10 protein-coding genes and 2 pseudogenes are annotated in these 11,604 nt (G+C 63.4%); 2 read left to right on the top strand and 10 right to left on the bottom strand.

Annotated elements, in window-relative coordinates; genetic code table 11:
* From CSZ94_RS29010 to CSZ94_RS25460, 6 genes and pseudogenes are all read right to left on the bottom strand, one after another.
* Nucleotides 1–148, bottom strand: a pseudogene (locus tag CSZ94_RS29010) (IS5/IS1182 family transposase); the annotation flags it as partial.
* Nucleotides 149–424: 276 nt separating this feature from the next.
* Entirely contained in the window at nt 425–1,327 is a 903-nt protein-coding gene (gene mmsB / locus CSZ94_RS25480; protein ID WP_102124079.1) for a 3-hydroxyisobutyrate dehydrogenase, read from the bottom strand.
* A 20-nt stretch (nt 1,328–1,347) separates the two neighbouring features.
* Entirely contained in the window at nt 1,348–2,475 is a 1,128-nt protein-coding gene (locus tag CSZ94_RS25475) for an enoyl-CoA hydratase/isomerase family protein (protein ID WP_102124078.1), read from the bottom strand.
* Complete coding sequence (locus tag CSZ94_RS25470) at nt 2,468–3,253, bottom strand: enoyl-CoA hydratase (RefSeq protein ID WP_102124077.1); 786 nt, start codon at nt 3,251–3,253, stop codon at nt 2,468–2,470. The genes CSZ94_RS25475 and CSZ94_RS25470 overlap by 8 nt, the downstream gene beginning before the upstream one ends.
* Nucleotides 3,250–4,410, bottom strand: coding sequence for an acyl-CoA dehydrogenase family protein (locus CSZ94_RS25465; RefSeq protein ID WP_102124076.1), 1,161 nt, complete (start codon nt 4,408–4,410; stop codon nt 3,250–3,252). Before CSZ94_RS25465 ends, CSZ94_RS25470 begins: the two co-directional genes overlap by 4 nt.
* A gap of 9 nt (nt 4,411–4,419) precedes the next feature.
* A complete protein-coding gene (locus CSZ94_RS25460) occupies nt 4,420–5,928 on the bottom strand; it encodes a CoA-acylating methylmalonate-semialdehyde dehydrogenase (protein WP_102124075.1) in 1,509 nt (502 codons plus the stop codon).
* 157 nt (nt 5,929–6,085) lie between these two features.
* Between CSZ94_RS25460 and CSZ94_RS25455 the strand changes: the two genes are divergently transcribed.
* Entirely contained in the window at nt 6,086–7,468 is a 1,383-nt protein-coding gene (locus tag CSZ94_RS25455; RefSeq protein WP_102124074.1) for a short-chain fatty acyl-CoA regulator family protein, read from the top strand.
* Here the strand turns inward: CSZ94_RS25455 and CSZ94_RS25450 are convergent.
* From CSZ94_RS25450 to CSZ94_RS25435, 4 genes are read right to left on the bottom strand one after another with little or no spacing between them, the layout of a single operon-like run.
* Nucleotides 7,465–8,526 carry an adenosine deaminase family protein gene (locus CSZ94_RS25450; RefSeq protein WP_102124073.1) on the bottom strand — a complete coding sequence of 354 codons (1,062 nt, stop codon included), beginning with the start codon at nt 8,524–8,526 and terminating at the stop codon, nt 7,465–7,467. The two genes, CSZ94_RS25455 and CSZ94_RS25450, sit on opposite strands and share 4 nt — an antisense overlap.
* A gap of 25 nt (nt 8,527–8,551) precedes the next feature.
* Nucleotides 8,552–9,496, bottom strand: a complete 945-nt coding sequence (locus CSZ94_RS25445; RefSeq protein ID WP_258001202.1) for a nucleoside hydrolase — start codon at nt 9,494–9,496, stop codon at nt 8,552–8,554.
* Nucleotides 9,497–9,515: 19 nt separating this feature from the next.
* Nucleotides 9,516–10,547, bottom strand: coding sequence for an ABC transporter ATP-binding protein (locus CSZ94_RS25440; RefSeq protein ID WP_102124072.1), 1,032 nt, complete (start codon nt 10,545–10,547; stop codon nt 9,516–9,518).
* Nucleotides 10,548–10,560: 13 nt separating this feature from the next.
* Complete coding sequence (locus CSZ94_RS25435; RefSeq protein WP_102124071.1) at nt 10,561–11,340, bottom strand: ABC transporter permease; 780 nt, start codon at nt 11,338–11,340, stop codon at nt 10,561–10,563.
* A 116-nt stretch (nt 11,341–11,456) separates the two neighbouring features.
* Here CSZ94_RS25435 and CSZ94_RS29005 point away from each other — a divergent pair.
* Nucleotides 11,457–11,604 (top strand): annotated as a pseudogene (locus CSZ94_RS29005) (IS5/IS1182 family transposase); the annotation flags it as partial.

The raw sequence follows: 11,604 nt of genomic DNA, 5'->3' as shown, positions 1-11,604 counted from the left end.
AATACAGCGCCTGGAAATCATCGTTCATGTTGGCCAGGATGGCATCGACCAGTACTCGCAATTTGCGCAAGGGATGCGCATCCGGGATGCGTTCCTCCAACGAGCGGTAACTGTACAGAGAGTGCTGGGTGACGTCGGTCTTGCGCATGATGGCGGTGGGAAAGTGGGGCTGATGAAACAACGTTTACCGGCCCGTGATGGTTGACGGGCACGGCGATTAATTCAACACCCTGTTAAGCAAGTCATCCTGGCAGCCGCACGGCGATTGCCAGGATGAGATATCACTGGATTATATAGTTGATATTCAAAAGATAAATTGGAGTTATATGTGGCGATGCAGCATAATGCATCTGTCTCCTCCAACTCTTCCAAGAATTGGATTTAGCCCGCTTTTACCAGCGGGCTTTTTTTTGCCCAAAATTTCTCAGGCAGGTTGATTCAAGCCCGGCTGCAGCATCTGCACGATGCTGGAGAAATCCTGCTGCGCATAACCGGCTTGCGCATGCATCTGGTACAGCTGGCGCACCAGCCCGCCCAAGGGTGTAGGCGCATTCGCCGACAGGGCCGACTGCTGCGCCAGGCCCAGGTCTTTCAGCATCAGCGCCGTGCCGAAGCCGCCGCTGTAGTTGCGCGACGCGGGCGTGCCCTCCATGACACCGGGCCACGGGTTGTACACTTCCAGGGTCCAGTTGCGGCCCGAACTCTTGGCCATGATGTCGGACAATATTTTCGGATCCAGGCCATGCGCCACGCCCAGGTTCAGCGCCTCGGCCGTACCGGCCATCAAAATGCCCAGCAGCATGTTATTGCAAATCTTCGCCACCTGGCCCGCGCCCGCCTCGCCCGCATGGAAAATGTTCTTGCCCATTTTTTCCAGCAAGGGCCGCGCCTGCTGCAAGGCCGCTACGCTACCACCGACGATGAAGGTCAGGGTGCCGGCCGCCGCGCCCGCCGTGCCGCCCGAGACGGGCGCATCGAGCATGGCAAAGCCGCGCTCGCTGGCTGCCTGCGCCACTTGCCGCGCCACATCGGCGGCGATGGTGCTGCAATCGATGAACAGGGCACCGGGCTTGGCCGAATCGAGCACGCCCCCTGCCGCCAGGTACAGGTCTTGCACGTGCTTGTTGGCTGGCAACATGGTGATGACGGCGTCGGCCTTCTGCACGGCTGCGCTGGCGGAGGCGGCCGCCGTGGCGCCCGCCTCAACCAGCGAGGCCACGGCCGCCGGCGCCAGGTCGAATACGGACACATGGAAGCCGGCGGCCACCAGGTTGCGGGCCATCGGCGCGCCCATGTTGCCCAAGCCGATGAAAGCGATATGTTGCATATGTGTCTCCTGTTATTCTTTTAATGCAGGTCGCGCAAGGGATGGCTATCCCATGGCGCCGTGAAATATTCATTGAGATACGCTTCGCTGACCTCGGCCAGGCTGGCCGGCTGCCATTGCGGCGCGTTGTCCTTGGCTATCAGCAAGGCGCGCACGCCTTCGCTGAAGTCTGCGTGGGCGCAGCATTGCACGGCAACAATGAGTTCCAGCTGGAACACTTGCGCCAGGCTCAGATGCCGCGTGCGTACACGCATGGCCCATACCAGGGCGGCCGAGCTGGGGGCGCCCTTGCCCAATGCATGGGCCGCCTTTTGCAGCCAGGCCGAATCGCCGTCATACGCGGCGATGGCGGCCACCACTTCGGGCAAGGTAGGCGCTTGCGTCAACGCGGCGATGGCGTCGAAGTTGGCGCGCACTTCGGAGACGGGCAGCATGGACGTAGGTGCCGAGAAGCTGCGCAGCAAGCGGCTCAGTTGCTGGTGATTGGCCTGCGGGCTGGCTTGCCATTGCCCCAGCGCCAGCGCATCGAGCAGCATGGCGCGCTCTTCCTGGCGCAGGACATAGTCGCCCAGGCCAGTAAACAGCGCGTCGGCTGCGTTCAGCGGCGCGCCCGTCAAGCCCAGGAACAGGCCGCTGCGCCCCGGCATGCGGCCCAGGAACCAGCTGCCGCCCACGTCGGGGAACAGGCCTATCGTGATTTCCGGCATGGCGATGCGCGTGCTTTCCGTCACCACGCGGTGGCTGGCGCCCGCCATCAGACCCAGGCCGCCACCCATGACGATGCCGCCGCCCCACACCAGCAGCGGTTTCACATACGTATGGATGCGGTGGTCGAGCCGGTATTCCTCGGCAAAGAAGGCCAGCACCTGCGGGTTCGGCACGACACCTGGCTGCTCGGCCACGGCCGCACGCAGGCTGCGCACATCGCCGCCTGCGCAAAAGGCCTTGTCGGTCGACGATTGCAGCACCACGCAGGCGATGGCGTCGTCAGCGGCCCAGCGCACGAGGGCGCCATCGATGGCGCGTATCATGTCCAGGGTCAAGGCGTGCAGCGACTTCGGCGCATCGAAGGTGATGACGCCCAGCTTCATGCCGCCGTGACAGTCGCGTTCTTCGATTTTCACGGTTTCCAGCAAAGGTTCAACCATTCTGCCACTCCGCCGGACGTTTTTCCAGGAACGCTTGCACGCCCTCTTTCTGGTCTTGCGTATCGAACAGGCCCAGGAACAGGTTGCGCTCGTCGGGCAAGGAATTGACCAGCGGATGGCTGCGCGCGCCCTGGATCAGGGTCTTGCACGCCGTCACGCTGCTGGGACTCTGGCGCGCCACCTTGGCGGCCAGGGCCAGCGCCGTGGCGGCGGCCTTGCCGGTTGGCACAACCTCCTCGACCAGGCCGATGGCCAGGGCCTTGGCCGCATCGACTCTTTCGCCACATAGAATCATGCGCTTGGCCCAGCCTTCGCCCACCAGCCACGGCAAATGCTGCGTGCCGCCCGCGCACGGCAGCAAGCCGACGGATGCTTCCGGCAAGGCCATCTGCGCATGTTCCTCGGCGATGCGGATGTCGCAAGCGAGCGCGCATTCGAGCCCGCCGCCCATGGCATAACCATTGATGGCGGCAATGCTGACGCCGCGAAACGCGGTGAGTGCCTCGAAGGCCTCGCCAAACGCGGCGGCCATGGCAAACGCCGTGTCCTTGTTGCCATCGGCAAATACTTTCAGATCGGCTCCCGCCGAGAAGAACTTGGCGCCGCCGCCCGTGATCACCAGCGCATACACGTCCGGGTCGGCATTCAGGTCAGCCACCAGCTGCGTCAGCGCGTTCAGGCTGGCCAGGGTCCACGTGTGGGCCGGCGGGTTGTCGAGGGTCACCAGGGCCGTGTGGCCGCGGCGTTCCAGCAGCAGATTGGTATACACTTTTGTCATCGTAAGGTCTCCGTGGCGCCGTCTTTCAAAATCGCTCGCGCGACGATCAGGCGCATGATTTCATTCGTCCCTTCCAGGATCTGGTGCACCCGCGTGTCGCGCACGTGGCGCTCAAGCGGGTATTCGCGGATGTAGCCATAGCCGCCGTGCAGCTGCAGCGCATCGTTGGCCACATTAAAACCCACATCCGTGGCGAAACGTTTGGCCATGGCGCAATACGCCGTGGCGTCCGGGCTTTCCTGGTCCAGTTTCCAGGCCGCCAGGCGCACCATCTGGCGCGCCGCCACCAGTTCCGTCAGCATGTCGGCCAGCTTGAATTGCAAGGCCTGGAATTGCGCCAGCTCGCGGCCGAATTGCGTGCGCTCCTTCATGTACGCTTGCGCCCGTGTAAGGGCTGCCTGCGCCGTGCCCACCGAGCACACGGCAATATTGATGCGCCCGCCATCGATACCCTTCATGGCAATCGCAAAACCTTCGCCTTCCGCACCCAGCAAGTTACCAACAGGCACTTTCACCTGGTCGAAACTGATGATGCGCGTGGGCTGGCTGTTCCAGCCCATCTTTTCTTCTTTCTTGCCATACACGATGCCGGGCAGATTCGCCGGCACGGCTAACGCGGAAATCCCGGCAGCGCCTTCGCCGCCCGTGCGCGCCATGACGATCAGCATATCCGTCTGGCCCGCGCCGGAAATGAACGCTTTCGTGCCGTCCAGCACATAAAAATCGCCATCCCTGACGGCTTTCGTGCGCAATGACGCCGCGTCGGAACCCGACTGCGGTTCCGTCAGGCAATAGCTGGCCAGCTTCTGGCCGGCCGCCAGGGCCGGCACCCACTCATCGCACAGGGCTTCTTGCCCCCAGCGCGACAGCATCCAGGTGGCCATGTTATGGATCGTGATATAGGCCGTGGTCGAGGTACAACCGCCTGCCAGCTCTTCGAAGACGATGGCCGCATCCTGGCGCGACAGGCCCAGGCCACCCCAGCGCTGCGGCGTGTACAGGCCGCAAAAGCCCATCTCGCCCGCCTTGGCAATCGTTTCCACGGGGAAGATCGATTCCGCATCCCAATGTGCCGCATGCGGCGCCAGTTCGCCTTCGGCAAACGCGCGCGCCGCATGCTGGAACTCGCGCTGCTCGTCGCTCAGTTCAAAGTCCATGCCGGCTCCTTACTTGAGGCTGATGGTGGTGTTGACCTTGCCCACCGAGGCCGCATCCGTGAACCAGCGCTGGGTGATGGTTTGCGTCTGCGTGTAGAACAGCACGACTTGCTTGCCGAACGGGCCCAGATCGCCCAGTTTCGAGCCGCGCGACCCCGTAAAGCTGAACAGCGGGACGGGCACGGGAATGGGCACGTTGATGCCGACCTGGCCCACGTCGATTTCTTCCTGGAAATAGCGTGCGGCCGCGCCGCTTTGCGTGAACAGCGCCGTGCCGTTGCCGTTCGGATTCGCGTTCACCAGGGCGATGGCTTCATCCAGGGTATCGACTTCGACGACGATCAGGACCGGGCCAAAGATTTCCTGCTCATACACGACCATGCCGGGTTTGACGCCGGACAAGATCGTCGGGCCGACGAAGTTGCCGTTCGGATAGCCATCGACCTTCACGTCGCGCCCATCGAGGGTCAGCACGGCACCCTGCTCGATGCCCTTGGCGACCAGACTGAACACGCGCTCTTTCGCCGAACACGAAATGACGGGCCCCAGGTCAGGATTGTCCTTGCCCGCGCCCACCGTCAAGGTTTGCGCCTTGGCGGCCAGTTCCGGCAGCCACTCGCGCGCTGCGCCCACTAGCACAGCGACGGAGGCGGCCATGCAGCGCTGGCCGGCCGCGCCGAAGCCCGCCCCCAGCAACTGGTTCAGGGTTTGTTCTTTATTGGCGTCCGGCAAGACGACGGCGTGGTTCTTGGCGCCCATCATGCATTGCGCGCGCTTGCCGTTCAGGCTGGCGCGCTGGTACACATGCGTGCCTACCTTGCTAGAACCGACGAACGAAATGGCCTTGATGTCCGGATGGTCGCACAGGGCATTGACCACGTCTTCGCCACCATGGATCACGTTCAGCACGCCAGCCGGGATGCCTGCCTGCAAAGCCAGGCGCACGAGCTTTTCCGTCACCAGCGGATCTTGTTCCGATGGTTTCAGCACGAAGGTATTGCCGCAGGCAATTGCCATCGGGAACATCCACAGGGGGATCATGGCGGGGAAGTTGAACGGGGTAATGCCGGCGCACACGCCCAGCGGCTGCATCACGCTGTAGGTATCGACGCCACCGGCCACGTTTTGCGCGTATTCGCCCATCTGCAGGGTGCCGATATTGGCGGCATGCTCGACCACTTCCAGGCCACGGAACACGTCGCCTTCCGCGTCGAGCAGGGTTTTGCCCTGTTCCATGGTCAAGGTCGCGGCCAGGTCAGCCATGTTTTCGCGGATCAACTGCTGGAGTTTGAGGAAAATGCGTGCGCGCGCGCCGATCGGCGTCTTGCGCCAGGTTTTGAAGGCGCGCTGGGCCGAGGCGATGGCGGCATTGACTTCATCCGGCGTGGCGAACGGCACGCGGGCCAGCACTTCCTGCGTGGCCGGGTTGACGACATCGCGCCACACGGTGCTCTGGGATTCAACCCACTCGCCGTTGATCAGCAGTGGAACGGTCGGAATAGTAGTTTGCGTGGTCACTCGGTGTCTCCTGGTGTGGGTATAGGTCTGTTTGCATTATTCGCACAATCGCCGCCGCAAACAAGGCGTGAAAATGCGAGATAATGCAAAGCTGAATCTGTTAATCTGCAAATATTGTAAATTTGCAGATTCCACAAACCGGGAAAGAGTAAACGCGATGGCAAAGGTTTTCATGGGCGTGCGCCTGCAGCGCCTGCGCGAGGAACGGCGCATGACACAGGTGGCGCTGGCCAAGTCCCTGGGCATCTCGCCCAGCTATCTGAACCAGATGGAACGTAACCAGCGCCCGCTGACGGTGCCGATTCTGTTGCGCATCGGCACGGTGCTGGGAATCGATCCGCAAATTTTCTCCGAACACGACAGCGCCAGCCTGGTGGCCGACGTGCGCGACGTGTTCGGCGAATTGCCCGACGCGCCACCCACCTCGATGGCCGAGCTCAAAATGCTGGTGGAAAACATGCCGGAACTGGCGCGCTCCATCCTGCTGCTGCAGCGGCGTTACCGGGTGATGGCGGAGCGCGCCGATACCCTGGCCGCGCGCCTCGATGACGGCAGCCGCGGCGCCAGCTCGGCAGCGCCTTCCACGGACGAGGAAGTGCGCGAATACCTGAACCGGCGGCAAAACTATATCGATGAACTGGACCGGGCGGCGGAGCTCGTGGCCGGCGAATTTGATCCCGCCCTGCGCACGCTCGACGCGCTGCAAAGCCGCTTGCTGGCGCGCCACGGCATCCAGGTGCAATTGTCCGATGGCGACGCGGGCATGGTGCGCAAGCACCGCTTTGATGCCCAGCAACACATCCTGTGGCTGCCCGACACCCTGACAGGCGGCCAGCGCGCCTTCCAGATGGCGGCGCAAATCAGCCTGCTCGAACACAGCGAACTGATCGACGCCCTGGTGCTGGCGGCGGGATTGTCCGGCGCGGCCGCGCAAACGGGCGCGCGCCTGGCGTTTTCCAACTATTTTGCCGGCGCCCTCTTGATGCCGTATCAACGCTTCTTGCAGGCGGCGGAAACGCGCGCCTACGATATCGAGCGCCTGGCGCACCAGTTCGGCGTGGGTTTCGAAGCCGTATGCCACCGCCTGAGCACCATGCAGCGCCCCGAGGCGGCGGGTTTGCCGTTTTTCTTTGTGCGCGTCGACCGCGCGGGGAATGTCTCGAAGCGCCAGTCGGCCACGGACTTTCACTTTTCGCGGGTGGGCGGCACCTGCCCCCTGTGGATCGTGTATGACGCCTTCAGCCATCCGGGCCAGGTGCTCACGCAAGTGGCCAGCATGCCCGACGGCTGCACCTATCTGTGGATCGCGCGCCAGGTGAGTACGGCCTCGCCGGGCTTCCGCGCGCCGGGCAAGACCTTTGCCGTGGCGCTGGGCTGCGATATCTCGCAGGCGCACCGGCTGATTTATTCGAAAGGACTCGACTTGCACGACCCTTCCAGCGCCACGCCCATCGGCACGGGCTGCAAGGTGTGCGAGCGGCAAAGCTGCCCGCAGCGGGCGTTTCCCTCGCTGCTGCTGCCGCCGCCCGTATCGGCTTAAGAGGCGTCGGCGACGCGCGCGCGCAGCGCGTCGAATTCGCGCGCAAATTCCACGCGCCAGTCGCGCCGCGTGGACTCGTCTATCCAGGCCGCATCGAGGCCATTCAACATGAAGCCGCGCATGTCATCGAGGCCGAAACCGAATTCGCGCATCATCATCCAGGTACCCGTCGGCGTTACGTGGTGCAGGGTCGGGTCGTCCGTGTTCGGATGCAGTTTCAAGCCCAGCTTGGCCATGGCGCGGATCGGGTGATCGAGGGCCCAACGCTCGGGCGCCAGGGTGCGCAGATAATAGGAATTGGTCGGCACCACGGTAAACACCAGACCCCGCTCCACGCAGCGCTGCGCCAGTTCCAGATTGGCGACGATGGTGTAGCCATGGTCGACCCGGTCCACCTGCAGCTGCTCGATGGCCGTCGCCACGTTCATCCACGGCATGCCGAATTCACCCGCATGCGCCGTGCACTTGAAACCTGCTTCGCGGGCGGCGCGGTAGGCTTCGATGAAGAGCTCCGGCGGGCGGTCGTTTTCGCGGTAGTCGATGCCGATGCCGATGACTTCCGGCACGCGGTGCGCCTTCATCCACGCCACCATCTGCACGGCTTCGGCGGGACTCGCTTCGCGGTCGATGCTGGGGATCAAACGGCCGATCACGCCAAAATCGCGCCGCGCGTCGCGGATGGCGGCGACGATGGCGTCTTGCGCTGCGTCATAGCGGATGCCCGACACCCGCACCGTGCCGGTGGGGTTCCAGAAGAACTCCGCATAGCGCACGCCGTGGCCATGCACGTCTTCCAGGTATTCATACGTCAGGCAATACAGGTCCGTCGGCGAGACGATCAGGTGCGCGTCGAGCGCGCGCAGCACGCGCAGCACGCCGACCGGCTTGTCGCCGCGCGTATAGAACGCGTCGATTTCCTCGGGGGTGACGACATTGCCCGTCTTGGCGGCCAGCGCACGGAAAGTAGCCTGGCGCACCGTGCCAAACAGGTGGCAATGCAGCTCTACCTTCGGCATGGTGCGTAAAAACTGTTCGATGCTCAGGGGTGAAATAGACATGAAGCTCGTTTCGTAGTGTAGTGGGTCAGACGAGAATGGCGGCCAGGCGGCGCATCAGGCGCTCGATGGCGGCCGGGCCATCGGCCAGCATCGCCACTTGCGTGTTGATGGCGGCGCGGCGCGGCACGCGAAATTCGCACACCGTCATGCCGCGCGTCAGTTCGCCCGTCAATTCGATGGCCACGTGGGCGCTCTGGAACTGGAACAACTGCGGCACTTCCAGGTACAGGGCCACCACCGGGTCATACATGGGCATGGGCACGGAACCGTCGGCACTGCGGATGCGCACATACGCTTCCAGGTAGCCGGCCAGGCGCTGCGCGCGCGGCGTGCCGATGGCGCGCAAGCGCTGCACTTCCGCATTCGTCACCAGCAACTGGCGACACAGGTTCAAGCCGAACATGCGCAGCGGGATGCCGGACTTGAACACCTGGGCGGCCGCTTCCGGGTCCGCATAGATATTGAATTCGGCCGCCGCCGTGTGGTTGCCCTGGTCGGTCGAGCCGCCCATCAGGATGATTTCGACGATTTTTTCGGCGATATCGGGCGCACGGGTCAAGGCCGTGGCCAGATTCGTCATCGGTGCGATCGCCATGATGGTGATCTGTCCCGGATGGGCGCGCACGGCGGCGATCAGTGCATCGACGGCGTGGCCGGCGGCGTCGCTGGCGGCGCCAGGCGGCAGGATTTCTCCGGTCGTCGGCATGCCGCTGTCGCCGAGGATGCGCTGCGCCGTCTCGATGACGCCAGCCAGCGGCTGCTCGCAGCCGCGGTAGATCGGCACCGTCAAGCCGTCATGGGCCTTGATGCGCAAGGCATTGTCGTAGGTGATGGCGACGGGCGCATTGCCCGCCACCACGCTCACGCCCAGCCACGCGATATCGGGATTGCTGCCCAGCAGCAGCATCGTCAGCCAGTCGTCAAATCCGGGATCGGTATCGAGCCAGATTTTTTTCAAGGCTTGGGTCATGATGTTTTCCATTCAAAAATCACGCGCCCAGCCACAGGGCGCTGTCGGACGGCAATACGAAGGACACGGCCGTGCCTTCGCGCCAGGCGGCGCCACCGGCCGCGCAAATGCCCTTGACCTGGCCCAGCGGCGTTTGCAGCAGATATTCGACGGTGTCGCCGAGGAAGCCCCGCGCCAGCACGGTGCCCGGGTACTGGCCAGCTGCGTCGTCAGGCGCGCACACGCGCACCTTGTCCGGACGCCAGCCCAGCACCGTGGTGCCGGCAGCGACGGGCGACGTGTACGGCAGGCTGGCGCCCGCGTGGTGCAGCGCGCCGTCGCGGTAATCGAACAGGTTTTCAAAGCCCATGAAGTTGGCGACGAAACGCGTCGACGGCGTATTGAAGACGGCTTCCGGCGCGGCCAGTTGCTCGATGCGCCCGCTGTTCATGACGACGATGCGGTCGGACAAGGCCAGCGCTTCTTCCTGGTCATGCGTCACGTACAGCATGGTGATGCCCAGTTCGCGCTGGATGCGGCGCAGTTCGGCGCGCATCTGCACGCGCAGCTTGGCGTCCAGGTTCGACAGCGGTTCATCGAGCAGCAGCAGGGCCGGTTCGACGACGATGGCGCGCGCCAGCGCCACGCGCTGCTGCTGGCCACCGGACATCTGCGCCGGCAAACGGGTTTCAAAACCGGTCAGTCCCACGGCCGCGATCACCGCTTCCACCTTGGTTTTCAGCAGGGCCGGCGCCACCTTGCGCAGGCGCAGGCCGAAGGCGATATTGTCGTACACATTCAAGTGCGGGAACAGCGCGTACGACTGGAACACCATGCCGATATTGCGCTTGTTCGGCGCCAGCTTGCCGATTTCGCGGCCATCCAAAACGATGCGGCCCGACTGCAGCGGCATCAGGCCGGCGATGGCGCGCATGGTGGTGGTCTTGCCGCAGCCGCTGGGGCCCAGCAGGGAAATCAGTTCACCCTGCTCGACGTGCAGGTCCAGGTCTTTCACGGACGTCGTGTTCTTGGCGTAGCCGAGATTCAGCTTGTGCAGTTCCAGATAACTCATCGTATGTTGCCTCTTACATGTATTTAGAAATGCCCAGCACCTTCTCGGTCACCATCACGAAGGCCATGGTGAACAAGACCAGCAAGGTCGACAGGGCAGCGATCGATGGATCGAAACTGTTTTCCATATGTCCCAGCATCTCGATCGGCAAGGTGCTGATGCCAGGCCCCGTCAGGAACAGCGAGACGGGCACCTGGTTGAACGAGGTGACGAAGGCGAGGAAGAAGGCGGCGATCACGGCGTTGCGGATATTCGGCAGCACGATCATGAAGAAGGCGCGCAGACGCGACGCGCCCAAGGTGATGGCGGCATCCTCGATATCCACGCGCAAATTGACCAGACTGGCATACACCACGCGCACCGAGTACGGAATCAACAGCGCGATGTGGCCGATCAGCAGGCCCACGTACACGGGCGCATTGATGGTCAGCACCAGGTGGTGCAGCAAGCCCAGGCCCACCAGGATGGCGGGAATGATCAGCGGCGACGTCAGGACTTGCCGGATGGCGCCGATGCCCGGTGGCGGCATGCGCGAAAACGCATACGCGACGGGAATACCCAGCAACAGCGCGATGACGGTGGCGATCAGGCCGATTTCCAGGCTGGTCTGGAAGGCGCGGCGGAACTCGGGCGCCGCCCACACTTCGAGTATCCAGCGCAGCGAGTACGACTCGGGCGGGAAGGCCAGCGTTTCGCCGCCGCTAAAGCCGGCCAGCACGACGATGGCGAAAGGCCCCAGCAGGAACAACAACACCAGCCACAGGACGGCGCGGGAGAACAAGCTTTCTTTCATACGGAGCTCCGGCTCGAGGAAATACGTTTAACAGGGTGTTGAATTAATCGCCGTGCCCGTCAACCATCACGGGCCGGTAAACGTTGTTTCATCAGCCCCACTTTCCCACCGCCATCATGCGCAAGACCGACGTCACACAGCACTCTCTGTACAGTTACCGCTCGTTGGAGGAACGCATCCCGGATGCGCATCCCTTGCGCAAATTGCGAGTACTGGTCGATGCCATCCTGGCCAACATGAACGATGATTTCCAGGCGCTGTATT

The sequence above is a fragment of the Janthinobacterium sp. ROICE36 genome (genome assembly GCF_002869965.1).
GTDB lineage: Bacteria > Pseudomonadota > Gammaproteobacteria > Burkholderiales > Burkholderiaceae_D > Janthinobacterium.
Note: the sequence above shows the minus strand (reverse complement) of the source record. Positions and strands in the feature narration are given on the sequence as shown.

Excerpts from the sequence above, each read along its gene's own strand:
- CSZ94_RS25435 (WP_102124071.1), bottom strand. The coding sequence starts at position 11,340 with ATGAAAGAAAGCTTGTTCTCCCGCGCCGTCCTGTGGCTGGTGTTGTTG.
- CSZ94_RS25465 (WP_102124076.1), bottom strand. The coding sequence starts at position 4,410 with ATGGACTTTGAACTGAGCGACGAGCAGCGCGAGTTCCAGCATGCGGCG.
- CSZ94_RS25445 (WP_258001202.1), bottom strand. The coding sequence starts at position 9,496 with ATGACCCAAGCCTTGAAAAAAATCTGGCTCGATACCGATCCCGGATTT.
- CSZ94_RS25475 (WP_102124078.1), bottom strand. The coding sequence starts at position 2,475 with ATGGTTGAACCTTTGCTGGAAACCGTGAAAATCGAAGAACGCGACTGT.
- CSZ94_RS25450 (WP_102124073.1), bottom strand. The coding sequence starts at position 8,526 with ATGTCTATTTCACCCCTGAGCATCGAACAGTTTTTACGCACCATGCCG.
- mmsB (WP_102124079.1), bottom strand. The coding sequence starts at position 1,327 with ATGCAACATATCGCTTTCATCGGCTTGGGCAACATGGGCGCGCCGATG.
- CSZ94_RS25470 (WP_102124077.1), bottom strand. The coding sequence starts at position 3,253 with ATGACAAAAGTGTATACCAATCTGCTGCTGGAACGCCGCGGCCACACG.
- CSZ94_RS25455 (WP_102124074.1), top strand. The coding sequence starts at position 6,086 with ATGGCAAAGGTTTTCATGGGCGTGCGCCTGCAGCGCCTGCGCGAGGAA.
- CSZ94_RS25440 (WP_102124072.1), bottom strand. The coding sequence starts at position 10,547 with ATGAGTTATCTGGAACTGCACAAGCTGAATCTCGGCTACGCCAAGAAC.